13 protein-coding genes are annotated in these 15,110 nt (G+C 59.2%); 10 read left to right on the top strand and 3 right to left on the bottom strand.

What is annotated here, in order from left to right; all coding sequences use genetic code 11:
• Window positions 1–93 precede the first annotated feature (93 nt).
• Window positions 94–1,287, bottom strand: a complete 1,194-nt coding sequence (locus INS80_RS16020) for an ABC transporter substrate-binding protein (protein WP_192966586.1) — start codon at window positions 1,285–1,287, stop codon at window positions 94–96.
• 190 nt (window positions 1,288–1,477) lie between these two features.
• Between INS80_RS16020 and INS80_RS16015 the strand changes: the two genes are divergently transcribed.
• Entirely contained in the window at window positions 1,478–2,593 is a 1,116-nt protein-coding gene (locus tag INS80_RS16015) for a PQQ-dependent sugar dehydrogenase (protein ID WP_439650947.1), read from the top strand.
• Between the two features lie 13 nt (window positions 2,594–2,606).
• Here INS80_RS16015 and INS80_RS16010 read toward each other — a convergent pair whose 3' ends face one another.
• Window positions 2,607–3,614: a GlxA family transcriptional regulator gene (locus INS80_RS16010; RefSeq protein WP_192966584.1), complete on the bottom strand. Its 1,008-nt coding sequence runs from the start codon at window positions 3,612–3,614 to the stop codon at window positions 2,607–2,609.
• Window positions 3,615–3,800: 186 nt separating this feature from the next.
• On the opposite strand from INS80_RS16010, the gene INS80_RS16005 reads away from it, so the two are divergent.
• Window positions 3,801–5,183 (top strand): class II 3-deoxy-7-phosphoheptulonate synthase, encoded by a 1,383-nt coding sequence (locus INS80_RS16005; protein WP_192966583.1) that lies wholly within the window; start codon window positions 3,801–3,803, stop codon window positions 5,181–5,183.
• Window positions 5,184–5,399: 216 nt separating this feature from the next.
• On the opposite strand, the gene INS80_RS16000 is transcribed toward INS80_RS16005, so the two are convergent.
• A complete protein-coding gene (locus INS80_RS16000) occupies window positions 5,400–6,218 on the bottom strand; it encodes a PAS domain-containing protein (RefSeq protein WP_192966582.1) in 819 nt (272 codons plus the stop codon).
• A gap of 266 nt (window positions 6,219–6,484) precedes the next feature.
• On the opposite strand from INS80_RS16000, the gene INS80_RS15995 reads away from it, so the two are divergent.
• The 8 genes from INS80_RS15995 to pstA all read left to right on the top strand — a co-directional run bounded on the left by INS80_RS15995 (window position 6,485) and on the right by pstA (window position 15,110).
• Window positions 6,485–7,381, top strand: coding sequence for a YicC/YloC family endoribonuclease (locus INS80_RS15995; RefSeq protein WP_192966581.1), 897 nt, complete (start codon window positions 6,485–6,487; stop codon window positions 7,379–7,381).
• 84 nt (window positions 7,382–7,465) lie between these two features.
• Entirely contained in the window at window positions 7,466–8,107 is a 642-nt protein-coding gene (gene gmk, locus INS80_RS15990) for a guanylate kinase (RefSeq protein WP_192966580.1), read from the top strand.
• A complete protein-coding gene (locus tag INS80_RS15985) occupies window positions 8,104–8,628 on the top strand; it encodes a gamma carbonic anhydrase family protein (protein WP_192966579.1) in 525 nt (174 codons plus the stop codon). Before gmk ends, INS80_RS15985 begins: the two co-directional genes overlap by 4 nt.
• Complete coding sequence (locus INS80_RS15980; RefSeq protein ID WP_192966578.1) at window positions 8,629–9,813, top strand: trans-sulfuration enzyme family protein; 1,185 nt, start codon at window positions 8,629–8,631, stop codon at window positions 9,811–9,813.
• A gap of 53 nt (window positions 9,814–9,866) precedes the next feature.
• Window positions 9,867–10,907, top strand: a complete 1,041-nt coding sequence (locus INS80_RS15975) for an ATP-binding protein (RefSeq protein WP_192966577.1) — start codon at window positions 9,867–9,869, stop codon at window positions 10,905–10,907.
• 218 nt (window positions 10,908–11,125) lie between these two features.
• Complete coding sequence (locus tag INS80_RS15970; protein WP_192966576.1) at window positions 11,126–12,166, top strand: substrate-binding domain-containing protein; 1,041 nt, start codon at window positions 11,126–11,128, stop codon at window positions 12,164–12,166.
• A gap of 98 nt (window positions 12,167–12,264) precedes the next feature.
• Entirely contained in the window at window positions 12,265–13,743 is a 1,479-nt protein-coding gene (gene pstC / locus INS80_RS15965; protein WP_192966575.1) for a phosphate ABC transporter permease subunit PstC, read from the top strand.
• Window positions 13,743–15,110 carry a phosphate ABC transporter permease PstA gene (gene pstA / locus INS80_RS15960; protein ID WP_192966574.1) on the top strand — a complete coding sequence of 456 codons (1,368 nt, stop codon included), beginning with the start codon at window positions 13,743–13,745 and terminating at the stop codon, window positions 15,108–15,110. The genes pstC and pstA overlap by 1 nt, the downstream gene beginning before the upstream one ends.

Below are 15,110 nucleotides of genomic sequence, written 5' to 3'. Positions count from 1 at the left end.
TTCATCCCCCAACTGCTTGTTTTGCAGTCTTTAAATTTGGAACAGCCCGGGCAATGCCGGGCTGATCTTTCGTTCATGGTATCCGGTTCAGGATTAGCGGAACTTCACAGTGGCGTTCGCGCCGTCCTTGACTTCGATCTCACGGTAGGAGCCTGCGCTCTCACCGGGGCCGATCAGCTCGACGCCGGTTGCGCCCTGATAGTCAATGTCGCCGCCGGCAGCGAGGATTTCCAGCGCCTTGCCAAGTTCACCGGGATTGATCGGCTCACCGGGTGCGTTGGCGACTTCCATGATCTTGGAGCCGTATTCGGCCGGGTCCATCGAACCTGCAGCCTGCATGGCCAGCAGGAACAGGGCTGCCGCGTCGTAGGATTCAGGCGCATAGGCCGAAGTGCCATCGAAACCTTTGGCCTTGGCGAGCTCTGCAAAGACTTCAGCACCCTTGGAGTCGGAGCCTGCGATCTGGCCGAAGGAGCCATCGAGGTCGGAACCAACGTTCTTGGGCAGGCTGTCACCGATCATACCGCCGGGCAGGCCGAAGGTGTCGTAGGCGCCGCTGTCGAGGGCTGACTGGATGATACCGAGACCACCCTGATCAAGATAACCTGCGACCACCAGAATGTCGCCGCCCGCGGAGGCCAGCGAGGCCACCTCGGCAGAGTAGTCGCCCTTGCCGTCTTCATGCGCGGCAACGATGGTCACTTCACCGCCGACCTTTTCGAAAGAGGTCTTGATGGCATCAGCCAGACCCTTGCCGTAGTCGTTGTTGGTGTAGGTCAGCGCGATGGACTTGACGCCGCGCTCCATCAGGATGTCAGCCATGACTTCGCCTTCACGGGCGTCCGACGGCGAGGTGCGGAAGAACAGATCGTTGTCTTCCATGGTGGTCAGGCCCGGCGAGGTGGCCGAGGGAGAGATCATCACCATGCCATTCGGAATCGCGACGTTCTGCAGGATTGCGCCAGTCACGCCGGAGCAGTCGCCACCCACGATGCCGTTCACGCCATCTGCGATCAGCTTTTCACCGTTGGCAACCGCCAGACCGTTGTCGATGCAGCCAGTGTCGGCACGGATCGAGGTTACCGAAGCGCCGTCCAGCAGCTTCCCGGATGCGGTCACTTCTTCCATCGCCATCTCTGCGCCGGAACCCATGGCAGCGGTCAGCGATTCAATCGGACCGGTGAAGCCCAGGAGGACCCCAAGCTTGACTTCCTTGGCGTGACCTCCGGCAAATGCAGTGCCCGCTGTCAATGCTGCGGCCGCAGTGGCCATCATCAATTTTTTCATTGTTTAACTCCCGTGTTGGAACATTTCAGTTCACATTGGACCCTAGGCAAGCTCTTGCGAAAAGGGAAGTCCATTTGGATATCGTTTCGCGCAATGCAGACTGGGTCGTCCTCCTCCGAAACCGGGCGCGTTTTTGTCGATCTGGCCCGATTGCGGCGTGCGTTTACAGTGTTCTTCTAGAAAGGGGAAGATGGCAATGCGAATAAACTGTTTGGCTCTCTTCTTGGGACTTGTGCTCTCCTTTGAGGTGCGGGCCGCTGAGGAAACCGGGCTTGAGAGCAGTCAGGGAAGACTGATCGTCAACCAGATGGCCGAGGGGTTCGATATACCCTGGGCGTTTGCCTTTTTGCCCGATGGCGGTGTTCTGGTTACGGAACGAGAGGGCGAGTTATACCATCTGAAGGACGGGCGGCGCACCCAGATTGTCGGCACGCCCCCTGTCGTTGCACGGGGGCAGGGCGGGCTGATGGATGTCATGGTCCCGCGCGATTTTGATCAGAGCCGCGAGATCTTTTTGACGTTCTCGAAAAAGCAGGGGCGCGGAGCCAATACCGCCTTGGCCCGCGGGGTGCTGAACCCGTCAGGCGACAGGCTGACCGAGGTCAAGATCCTGTTCGAGGCAGCAGAAGGTGGAACCGGCGGGCGGCATTTCGGCTCCCGTGTGGTTGAGGCCACAGATGGCACCCTGCTGATTACGGTCGGGGACCGCGGCGACCGGCCCAGCGCTCAGGATCTATCCTCTCATCAAGGTAAGGTTTTGCGCATCAACAGGGATGGAACACTTCCCAGCGACAATCCCTTTGCATCCACGCCCGGAGCGAAGCCAGAGATCTGGTCGTTCGGGCATCGCAATCCGCAAGGGATGGCTGAGGACGGGCGCGGCCGGATTCTGGTCGCTGAGCACGGCGCGCGCGGTGGGGATGAAATCAACCTGATCCGTAAAGCCACCAACTATGGCTGGCCGGTCATATCCTATGGGCGCCACTATTCCGGCGCCAAGATCGGCGAAGGCACGGCCAAGGCCGGAATGGCGCAGCCCGAATGGTACTGGGACCCATCAATCGCGCCCTCAGGCATGATTGTCTACTCCGGCAAGATGTGGCGCGCCTGGCGCGGAGACCTCTTTGTAGCCTCATTGAAGTTCGACATGATATCCCGGCTGTCAGCTGCGCCGGTGCGTGAAGTGGAACGCTTGAGCAACGAGGTAACAGGCCGCATTCGTGATCTACAGGAAGCTTCAGACGGCTCAATCTGGTTCCTGTCCGAAACCGAAGGAGCTCTGTTCCGCGTCTCGAAGGGCAGATAAGGCCGCCCGCGACTTAGGTCGGCGGCACACGGACCGATTTGCTACCGCGTTCGCGGTATGGGGTGGTGTCGTAATGGGCGCGGTAGCATTTGGAAAAATGCGAGGGCGACGCGAACCCGCAGGCAAGGGCAACGTTGATCACGCTCATATCGGTTTGCATCAGCAAGTTCCGCGCCTTTTGCAGCCGCAACTCCATGTAGTACCGCTTCGGGCTACGATTGAGATAGCGACGGAACAGGCGTTCAAGCTGGCGGGTGGACATGCCCACATCCTGCGCCAGAATCGACGGGCTGATCGGCTCCTCGATGTTGGCTTCCATCATCTGGATCACCATGGAAAGCTTCGGGTGCCGCACGCCGATTCGTGTCGGAATCGAAAGGCGCTGCGTGTCCTGGTCCGTGCGGATCGACGAGTAGATCAACTGATCTGCTACCGCATTGGCCAGCTCCTCGCCATGATCATTGGCGATAAGTTTCAGAATCATGTCGATAGAAGAGGTACCCCCGGCAGTCGAAAGCCGGTTGCCATCGACCACAAAGACCGATTTTGTCAGCTCAACTTCCTCGAACTCTTCGGCAAAACTGTCCGCATTCTCCCAGTGAATCGTGGCCCGTTTTCCATCCAGAAGCCCTGCCTTTGCCAGAGCATAGGAGCCGGTACACAGCCCTCCCACCATCGCGCCCTTGCGTGCTTCGCGGCGCAGCCACGCCAGCAGCTTCTTCGAGGTCACGTCCTGCACGTCCAGCCCCCCGCACAGCAGAATCGTATCGTCTCTTTGCAGATCCATCAGATCTCCATCAAGTTGAAACGTCGTGCCCGCAGAACAGGTTACCGTCTCACCGCCTTCGCCATGCACGACCCAGGAGTACAAGGAGCGCCCACTCATCCGGTTTGCGATCCGCAAACACTCCACCGCCGAAGCAAAGGAGAGCATTGAAAATTTCTCGAGCAAAACAAAAACAAACCGTTTGGTCGGGCCGGGGGATTGTTCGAGTTCAACACGCTTGCGTCGGATTTGCATGGCGGCAGGCTCCCTGACGAGAATGGAAACATGCGCAGAGAGTCGGGCTCGTTCTGGCTGTTTGAGACCGTGCTCACAGGATGGCATCTGGGTCAAGTCATTCAAATTCTGAACTGGTCAGCGCAAGCCTGGTTTTGTATAGGTTACCTCCGTACTACCAAAAGACCTCTTGAGCGGAGACAAGCGATGAGTGAGTGGCAAAAATCGACCTGGCGCCAGAAACCGCGGGTTCAGATGCCCGACTATACCGACGCGGCGGCTCTTTCGGCCGTCGAGGCGCAGCTTTCCAAATATCCGCCCCTGGTCTTTGCCGGAGAGGCTCGCCGCCTGAAACAGCATCTGGCCGCCGCCGGACGTGGCGAGGCCTTCCTGCTGCAAGGCGGAGATTGCGCCGAAAGCTTTGATCAGTTCAGCGCGGATGCGATCCGTGATACCTTCAAGGTGATGCTCCAGATGGCGATGGTACTGACCTATGGCGCCAAGGTTCCGGTGGTCAAAGTTGGCCGGATGGCGGGGCAATTCGCAAAACCACGCAGTGCACCCACGGAAACCGTCAATGGTGTGGAACTTCCCAGCTACCGTGGCGATATCATCAACGATCTGGCCTTCACCGAAGCAGGTCGCATTCCTGACCCCGCTCGGATGTTGCAGGCCTACACCCAGGCGGCAGCGACGCTGAACCTCTTGCGCGCCTTTTCGACCGGGGGTTACGCAGATGTGAACCAGGTTCACTCCTGGACACTGGGCTTTACCGAAAGCGAGAAGGCCGAAGCTTACCGCGAGATGGCCAACCGCATCACCGATACGCTCGATTTCATGAAGGCGGCCGGTGTCAACAACGATACAGCCCACACTCTGCAGTCTGTCGAATTCTACACCAGCCACGAAGGTCTGCTTCTGGAGTATGAAGAAGCGTTGACCCGCCTTGATTCGACCTCTGGCAAATGGCTGGCTGGCTCCGGTCACATGATCTGGATTGGCGACCGCACCCGCCAGCCGGATGGGGCCCACGTGGAGTTCTGCCGTGGCGTACTGAACCCAATTGGCCTCAAGTGCGGACCAACGACAACGGCCGATGATCTCAAGGTGTTGATGTCAAAGCTGAACCCGGAAAACGAAGAGGGTCGTCTGACGCTCATCGCACGCTTCGGGGCGGGCAAGGCGCAGGAACATCTGCCGCGGCTGGTCAAGGCCGTTAAAGAAGAGGGCGCCAATGTCACTTGGGTCTGTGACCCTATGCATGGCAACACCATCAAATCAACCTCGGGCTATAAAACGCGCCCATTCGACAGCGTTCTGCGCGAGGTCCGCGACTTTTTCGCCGTGCACACCGATGAAGGCACGATCCCGGGCGGTGTGCATTTCGAGATGACAGGCCAGGACGTGACCGAATGCACCGGCGGTGTCCGCGCAGTGACGGACGAGAACCTGAGTGACCGTTACCATACCGCCTGTGATCCACGCCTCAACGCCAGCCAGTCTCTGGAACTGGCCTTCCTGGTGGCGAAAGAACTGTCGAGCCTGCGCGAAGAACGGTCTGCGAATGCAACGCGGGCCGAAGCCAGCTAACGCCTGATGGGCTGAAAATCTGAACTGACAAAACCGCTCCCCAAGGAGCGGTTTTTTTTGGGGGGGCGACGAGGGCGCTTTTGTGCCATGCAAACCCAAGCTCAAGCCACGCACACGCTATAAAAAGGAAACGCCCCGGGAATTCTTCCGCGGGGCGCATTTCTGGTGCTATGACCTACGACCAGAATCTCTACCGGATCGCTCCGGGGTGTTCGATCAGTCCCGGCTCACAACCAAGCGCAAGTGGGAGCCGCGCTTCTTGGCTGCGCCCTTCGCAGTTGGCTGTGCAACCTTTTCGGACTGTGCTCCCAATCCAAGTGTTGAGCGATCAGCAATGGAGCGCGCCTCGTCGAGGATCGACTTTTCCGGCGCAAACCGTGCTTCGGTGCTCGCAAAACCCGGATTGGGAGTATTGATGTCTTCCTTTTCTTCGCGCGGCTTGGCCTTGAAAGTGCCTTCCTCGCTGGGCTGAGATACCGTCCGCATCTCGATCGACGAGATCGAGAACCTTTGCGACACGCCCGTCGGGTTGCCTTCGGATACGAAGACACCCAGTGCCCGGCTCACGTCACCAAGATCGCTGCGCAGCGGCAAAAGCAGCATGCGGGCTTCGCGTTCACCGTGCAGGCGCGTTGCTTCAATATTCAGCTCCAGTTCGATGATCGCCGGTGCGTCGAACATGTGCTCCAGAGATGCGCTCAGTTGCTTGCGGGCATCTGGTGTGAAGAACGCTGTGATCGGCATTCCACGCACTTCCATACCGGCCATGTCGTTCACTTTTTGACCGGCCAGGCGGAAACGGGCAATCCCCGGTGCCACGCGCTCAAGAATGAAGGTTTGGGACAGGATGTTTTCCAGACCCCGCGGGTCAATTTGCGACCGGCTCGGGATATCGTCCCCGCGACGCAGGGCTGTCCAGTAGGCTTCTGCCTGACGCAACGCCGTCACCGAGGTGCGGCTGCGGAAATTGTTCATCGGAACCACCTTATCGTGACCCTTGCCGTGTCCAGAGCTCTTGCGACCGCCGAAAAACATGTCCTTGTCCCTTGCTTGTACCGACGCGATGTCGGTTGGTTGCGGTGGACGTTCAAGCATTCTTAAGACTGCTTAACAATGTCCAACAAAATCCTTACTTCTCCGTTAATATGGCACAATGTAATTCAAATTGTGACTATTTGTTCAAGCAATGGTTAACGGGATAGAATAGCTGACCTATACGAATGGGGTTGCCTGCTATCCTTTGCCCGTACTACGCCCCTGGTGGGCATCTTGCCATGACAGCAGTAACAGAGGCAAAGCGTATGAGCGTAAACAGCATGACAGGTTTCGCATCCGGCCAAGGCGGGCAGGGCGCACACAGCTGGAGCTGGGAAATCCGCTCGGTGAATTCCAAGGGGCTTGATGTGCGCCTGCGCATCCCCGATTGGCTCGAAGGTCTGGAAGCCTTTGTTCGCACGGCACTTTCCAAGGAACTTTCCCGCGGCAATGTATCTGTAACACTCAGGATGAGCCGGGCAGAAGAGGGGGCCGCCCCTCTTAGCGTCAACTCAGTCGTGCTGTCCTCCGTTCTTGATGCGCTAAGACAGACCGAGGCCGCCGCACAGGACATGGGCGTGGATCTCAAACCCGCATCGGCCGCTGACCTTTTGGCCCTGCGTGGCGTGCTGGAACATGCCACGTCACAAGATGATCCGGCCCCTTTGGTGGCCACACTGAAAGACGAATTCTTAACACTTTTGGCCAGCCTGGCGCAGATGCGCAGAACCGAAGGTGCGCAGTTGTTTAAGGTTATGAGCCGTCAGATTGGGGAAATTGAACAACTCGGGACGGCAGCAGCCGCCCTTGCAGAGGAGCGCAAACCGCGTATGGCGGAAACACTGCGCGCCAATCTTGAGCGGGTTCTGCAGAACTCTGACGGCGTAGATCCGGATCGGCTGGCTCAGGAACTGGCCCTGATCGCGGTGAAATCCGATGTCACAGAAGAGATCGACAGGCTTGCAGCGCATGTCGATGCGGCCCGGGAACTCCTGCAACTTGGCGGCCCCATCGGCCGCAAGCTGGACTTCCTAATGCAGGAATTCAATCGGGAGGCCAATACGCTCTGCTCCAAGTCCCAAAGCAGCGAACTGACCAAAGTTGGGCTTGAGCTGAAGACCGTGATAGATCAGATGCGCGAGCAGGTTCAGAACGTTGAATGACGTGAACGGCCTCTCGTTCATTGCACCCGGGTTGCGGTTCGCCCTAGAAAGACATCAAAACATTCCAACAAGGGAGAGCAGCAAATGGCGGATCGCCGTGGCCTCTTGATAATTCTGTCTTCGCCGTCCGGCGCGGGCAAATCCACCCTGGCAAAGCGGTTGCGCGCCTGGGACGACAGCATCCGCTTTTCCGTCTCCGCAACCACCCGCGCCCCACGCCCCGGCGAGGTGGACGGGCAGGACTACCACTTCAGCACGGTGGATGCCTTCAAATCTGCAGTCGCAGAAGGCGAGATGCTGGAACATGCGCATGTTTTCGGCAATTTTTACGGCTCTCCCAAAGGTCCGGTGCGTGACGCCATCAACCATGGCCAGGATGTGTTGTTCGACATCGACTGGCAGGGTGCCCAGCAGATCCGCAACTCCGACCTTGGTCAGCACACTCTGTCGATTTTCCTGCTACCACCCTCGATCACCGAATTGCGACGCCGCCTAGAAAGCCGCGCTCAGGACGATGAAGCCACGATCAAACGCCGGATGGAGAAGAGCTGGGACGAAATCAGCCACTGGGGCAGCTATGATCACGTGCTGATCAACGACGATCTGGACGGGACCGAACAGGCGCTGCGCACCATTATCACCGCGACCCGTCTGCGCCGTATCCAGCAACCGCATTTGATGGAACACGTCCGCAGCCTGCAAGCAGAATTCGAGGAAATGAAATGACCCTTTATGCTCTTGGTTCCGACCGCCCCGACATTCACGACGACACATGGGTTGCGCCCGATGCGAACCTCATCGGCAAGGTGGTCATGGAGGCGGGATCCTCGGTCTGGTTCGGCTGTACCATCCGCGCCGATCACGAAGAGATCCGCATCGGCGAAGGGTCGAACGTGCAAGAGAACGTCGTCATGCATATTGACGCTGGGTTCCCGTTGAGCATCGGCAAGAATTGCACCATCGGTCACAAGGTGATGCTGCATGGCTGTACGATTGGCGAAAACTCCCTGATCGGGATGGGGGCCACCGTTCTGAACGGGGCGAAAATCGGCAAGAACTGCCTGATCGGCGCCGGTGCCCTGATCACCGAAAACAAGGAAATCCCGGACGACTCGCTCGTGATGGGGGCGCCGGGCAAGGTCGTTCGTGAGGTGGATGCCGCCACGATCGAAAAGCTGAAGTGGAGCGCCCTGCATTACCAGGAGAACATGCGCCGCTTTCGCGATGAAATGAAGAAGGTAGACTAAATGAGAAATTCCAAAGGCTCGCTGATGCGGCCTGATCCGCTTCCTCACAGTGCAAGCCGCCCGGTGGTGACGCCGCTTAGCCCCTCGGTGGTTTATGCCAGCGAGACGCCCGATGCGCTGGATGACCAATACGAGGGCCGCGTTCACGGTTACACCTATTCCCGCGAAGGGCATCCGAATGCGGATGTGGTGGCCAAGCGGCTCGATGCAATGGAAGGCATGGCTGGCGGCGTTGTCACCGGATCCGGCATGGCGGCAGTCTCTGCCGTTCTGATGGGGCTGACCAAGGCAGGCGATCACGTGATCGGCGGCAACCAGCTTTATGGCCGCTCTTTGCGGCTGATGAAGGAAGACCTGCCGCGCCTTGGCATTGAAACCTCGCTGGCCGACCCGTCCGATGTGGAGGCCGTGCGCGCCGCGATCCGGCCTGAGACCAAGATGATTCTGGTCGAGGCCGTGTCGAACCCGACGCTGGCAGTCGCCGATATCGACGGCCTGGCCGCCCTTTGCAAGGAAAAGGGCATATTGCTGGTGGTGGATAATACCTTCACCACGCCGCGCGGGTTCAAGCCCTTCGACCATGGCGCAGATATTGTCATCCACTCCATCACGAAGTTGCTGGCGGGCCATTCAGACGTGATGCTAGGCTACGTTGTGGCGCGCGATCCGGCGCTCAATGACCGGATGCGGGTCTTTTCGGTCACCACCGGCATGACGCCCAGCCCGTTTGATTGCTGGCTGGCGGAACGCGGCATGCTGTCGTTTGAACTGCGGTTCGAACGCAGCCAGGCCACGGCAGCGGCGCTGGCCGATCACCTGGCGGGGCTGCCAGGGGTCAAACGCGTGATCTACCCGACCCGCAAGGACCATCCCGACCACGCCCGCGCCATGGATCTGCTCAAGGGGCAGGGGTGCAACATGGTCTCCTTCGAACTGGAGGGCGGGCGCGCGGCGGCCAATGCCTTTACCCGCGCGGCGGACGGATTGAGCTTTGCTCCGACGCTTGGGGATGTGGGCACCACCCTGTCGCATCCGGCGTCCTCCTCGCACCGGGCGCTGACAGCGGACGAGCGTGCAGGCCTGGGCCTGAGCGAGGGATTCTTCCGGGTCTCGGTCGGCCTTGAAGAGCCTGACGCTTTGCTCGCCGTCTTCACTGCGGCGGTCGAAGCTGCGCGCGGAGCTTAGCAAAACCGTTACATTGGGAAGGTAGAGGGGCTGAACCGCTATCGGAGAGTGCCATGACGCAAGAGCTGATCGAAGGGTTTCTGGAAGCCATCCCGCTGCCTGCGGTGCTGGTGGACCAGACCGAACGCTTCATCGGCGCCAATGCGGCGGGCTCCACCCTGTTGGGCCAGCAGCTGAAGGGAAGGCATTTCGCGACCATCCTGCGCCAGCCCAATGTAACAAGCGCGATCGAGGCCTCCTTGCGAGACAAGGCGGCACGGTCTGCGCGGCATCTGTCTAATGATGGCGCGCAGGATACCACATTTGAAGTGAGCCTGCGCTACGTGCCAGGGATCGGCGCCGTCAATGGCGGTGCCGTCCTTTTGTGTTTTACGGACATCACCGAACGCGAACAGGCCGGCCAGATGCGACGGGACTTCGTTGCGAACGTAAGCCATGAGCTGCGCACGCCGCTGACGGCGCTCATGGGCTTCATCGAAACCCTGCGCGGCGCTGCACGGGACGATCCAGCGGCGCGGGACCGGTTTTTGACCATAATGGAAGGGGAGGCCAACCGGATGAATCGTCTGGTCGGCGATCTTTTGTCCCTGAACCGTGTCGAAAGCGAAGAGCGCATGCGACCGAAGGAAAAAGTGGATCTGACGGCTCACCTGCAATCGACCCTGAAGTCCATGCAACCTCTGGCCGAGAGCGGCCATGTCACGCTGGACCTGCAAGCGCCGCAGGAGCCGGTATTTGTCACCGGTGATGCCGATCAGCTCCAACAGGTCTTCACCAACCTGATCGAGAACGCGATCAAATACGGTGGCAAGGAGGTTAGCGTCGTGCTGACCCCGATGGAACGGGACCCCGCGTTGCGGGCTCCGGCCGTACGGGTTCAGGTCATCGACAATGGACCCGGAATCGATCCCGTGCATCTGCCGCGCCTGACCGAGCGATTCTATCGCGCCGACAGCCACCGATCCCGAGAGCTGGGCGGAACCGGTCTGGGGCTGGCAATTGTAAAACATATCATCAATCGGCACCGCGGTCGGCTTCGGGTAGAGAGCGATCTGGGCGCAGGGGCCACCTTTACGGTTATCCTGCCGCAATAAAAGAGAAACTCTCGCTGCCACATCCTTGAGATCCGGTTTAACGCCAAACGTCGCGCCATCTGGGGATAAAGGTTTTTGTTACAAAACCGCCGCCATTTCCCGCATTGTCATATAGCTGTTACATACCTGTCACAAAAGCCACATCAGACGCCATTAGCAGAAGGCCCAAGATCATCGTGGGGGTGATCGTGAACCTTCTAAACCTCATGGAGACCTAGATGTCCTTTGTGAAACTTTCCGCTTCCGCCCTGGCAATCGCTGCCGTTTCGGCCACCGCTGCCGCCGCACGTGATCAGGTGCAGGTTGCCGGCTCCTCGACCGTGCTGCCCTATGCTTCGATCGTTGCCGAAGCCTTTGGCGAGAACTTCGACTTCCCGACACCGGTTGTCGAATCCGGTGGCTCCTCGGCCGGCCTCAAGCGTTTCTGCGAAGGCGTTGGCGAGAACACCATCGACGTTGCCAACGCATCGCGCAAAATCAAGGAAAAAGAGATCAAGGCCTGCGCCGAAGCTGGTGTCACCGACATCATCGAAGTGCGCATCGGTTATGATGGTATTGTCTTTGCCTCCGACATCAACGGCAACGGTTTCGAGTTCACCCCGACCGACTGGTTCCTGGCCCTGTCCAACGAAGTTCTGGTCGACGGAAAGATGGTCGCCAACCCGAACAAGACCTGGGCCGACGTGAACCCCGCCTTCCCGGCACAGGCCATCCAGGCCTTCATCCCCGGCACCAAGCACGGCACCCGCGAAGTCTTTGAAGACAAAGTGATCCTGGCCGGCTGTGAAGCCACCGGTGCCTTCGACGTGCTGAAAGAAGCCAACGGCGGCGACAAGAAAGCGGCCGAGAAAGCCTGTATCTCCCTGCGTACCGATGGTGTCTCCGTGGACATCGACGGTGACTACACCGAGACCCTGGCTCGCATCGAGAGCAACAAGGACGGTATCGGCGTCTTTGGTCTGGCCTTCTACGAGAACAACACCGACAAGCTGCAGGTCGCAACCATGTCCGGTATCGTTCCCTCCACCGAAAGCATCGCAACCGGCGAATACCCGGTGTCGCGTCCGCTGTACTTCTACGTGAAGAAAGCGCACATCGGTGTGATCCCCGGCCTGAAGGAATACGCTGAATTCTTCATCGCCGACGAAGTTGCAGGCCCCGATGGCCCGCTGGCCGAATACGGCCTGGTGTCCGACCCTGAGCTGGCCGACACTCAGGAAGCGGTTGCAAACGAAGACGTGATGGGCGGCAACTCCTAAGCCCCCACGCCGAATGTGATTTGGCCGGGGGAGTGATCCTCCGGCCTTTTCAGTCTCCCTGACCGAACCTTCAAGATCCGCCATAAACGGAGCAATCGATGCCAACTTTCTGGCTTGTCATTCTTTTGGGCGTCCTTGCGGCTGCCGGATATGTCCTGGGTCGCAGGCGCGCACTGGCCTCCGCAGGCGGAGACGCCAAGGCGTTGCACTCCCTGCCTGGCTACTATGGATACCATGTAGGCCTGAGCGTGCTGATTCCGGCTTTGGGCCTTCTCGTGGTCTGGCTGCTGGCCCAGCCCATGCTGATTGAAAGTCGGGTCTCGGCCATGATCCCACCCGAGGCGGTGCCGGAAAGCACATCCCGCAGTCTGGTGATGAGCGATGTCCGCCGTGTTTCGGAAGGTTTGGACATTGCGGTTGAGCAAGGCGTACTCAGCAATCGTGACATCCGGTCCATGGACATCCAGGAAACCGACCTGCGCACACTTCTCGGCGACGTGGGCGTTGCGCTGGGTGCTGAGGTCCGGCCCGAGGTCCTGGACGCCGCGCGCAGCTATCGGACCTTGTCGCATCGCGGGCAATGGGCAATGGTTGTGTCTGTTTTGCTGGTCGCCATTGGCGGGCTTGCGCTGTCCTACCGGAAGTCCCAAAAGGACTTTCGCGCGCGCAACGTTGTTGAGCGGGCCATTATGGCGCTGCTGATCACCGCTGCATCTCTTGCGATCCTCACAACGGTCGGCATTGTCTTGTCTATGCTGTTCGAGACCCGCAACTTTTTCGGCCTGCATTCCTGGACCGACTTCTTCTTTGGCGGCACTTGGGCTCCGAACTTCCGCGGTGACAGTGACCTTTCGATCCTGCCGCTCTTGTGGGGCACGCTTTACATCTCGATCATCGCCCTGATTGTCGCGGTTCCGATCGGGCTTTTTGCAGCGATCTACCTTTCAGAATACGCCGGTCCCGCGGTGCGCGCCTTTGCAAAGCCGCTGCTGGAAATCCTTGCCGGCATTCCGACCATCGTCTACGGCCTGTTCGCGCTCCTTACGGTCGGACCGCTTTTGGTGCGGATCTTTGGCCAGGGCGAAAACGGTATCCTCGGCGTTGACTGGATGAGCGGTGCGACCTCGGTTCTGACCGCAGGTGTTGTCATGGGCATCATGCTGATCCCCTTTGTGTCTTCGCTGTCGGACGACATCATAAACGCAGTGCCACAAGCCATGCGCGACGGTTCTTTGGGCCTTGGCGCCACCAAGTCGGAGACAATTCGTCAGGTGGTTCTTCCAGCCGCGCTGCCAGGCATCGTCGGCGCCATCCTGCTGGCTGCATCACGCGCCATTGGCGAGACCATGATCGTGGTTATGGGGGCAGGGGCGATTGCCAAGTTTTCGCTCAACCCGTTGGAAAGCATGACAACGATCACCACACGCATTGTCAGCCAGTTGACCGGCGATACCGACTTCGCCTCGCCCGAAACGCTGGTGGCCTTTGCCCTTGGCCTCACCCTTTTCGTTCTGACGCTGGGGCTCAATGTTCTCGCCCTCTACATCGTGCGCAAATACCGGGAGCAGTACGACTAATGACCGATATCAGCCAAACTCCCAGCAACATGGGCCGCACAGAACAGACGCCTAAAGGCGGCTCCCTTCTGACGCAGAACGCCCGCACCCGCAAACGCAACGCTGCCGAAATGCGCTTTCGCGCCTACGGTATCGCCGCCATCATGGTCGGCCTTATGATGCTGCTGGTGCTTGTCACAACCATCGTGAGCCGCGGCACCGGAGCGTTCCAGCAGACCTTTATCACGCTGCAGGTTGAGCTTTTGGAAAGCAAGCTCGACAAGAAAGGCAATCGCAACCTTGAGGACATCAAGAAGGTCACGACCTTCGGGTATGCACCGCTGGTCAAGGGCGCCATGCAGACCATGGTTGAAGACCTAGGGATTGAGACCGGCCTCAAATCCAAAGACATGGCTGGCCTGCTCTCGAAAAACGCCGTTGCTCAACTGCGCGCCTATGTGCTGGAAAACCCGGATCAGATCGGTGAAACGGTCGAATTCCGCTTCCTCGCTCAAAGCCGTGTTGACGGATACCTGAAAGGGCGCGTGAGCCGCGAAACCATCGAAAATGACAAGAACATTTCTCCTGCTCAGCTGGATCTGGTGGATGCGCTTGTCGCAGCCGGTGTGATCGAAAAAACCTTCAATATCGATTTCATCATGGGCTCCGACGCCTCGGACCAACGCCCCGAAGCAGCCGGGATCGGGGTGTCTATGATGGGCTCCTTGTTCATGATGCTGGTGGTGCTGGCCCTGGCCCTGCCCATCGGTGTTGCCGCCTCAATCTACCTTGAGGAATTTGCCCCGAAGAACTGGCTCACCGACATTATCGAGGTGAACATCTCCAACCTCGCTGCAGTGCCGTCCATTGTATTTGGTATTCTGGGCCTTGCGGTGTTTATCAACTACATGCACCTGCCCATGTCAGCGCCGTTGGTTGGCGGTCTGGTGCTGACGCTCATGACACTGCCGACCATCATCATCTCGACCCGCGCCGCGCTGAAGGCGGTGCCGCCCTCGATCCGCGATGCGGCCCTGGGGGTCGGGGCGTCGAAGATGCAGGCGGTATTCCACCACGTTCTGCCGCTGGCCGCACCCGGCATCCTGACCGGCACCATCATCGGCCTGGCTCAGGCACTTGGAGAAACAGCCCCGCTGCTTTTGATCGGGATGGTGGGCTTTATCGCCTCAAACGCACCGGAAACCCTGGCAGATGGGCTGCTGTCGCCCAACTCGGCCATGCCCGCCCAGATCTACGAATGGGCCAAACGGGCCGATCCCGCCTTTTACGAGCGTGCATGGGGCGGGATCATTATCCTTTTGGTTTTCCTTGTAACCATGAATACGGTGGCCGTGATCCTGCGTCGCCGGTTTGAACGCCGCTGGTAA

The organism is Phycobacter azelaicus (assembly GCF_014884385.1).
Lineage (GTDB): Bacteria > Pseudomonadota > Alphaproteobacteria > Rhodobacterales > Rhodobacteraceae > Phycobacter > Phycobacter azelaicus.
The sequence above is the reverse complement of the archived record's forward strand: the minus strand, read 5'-3'. Positions and strand labels throughout refer to the sequence as shown.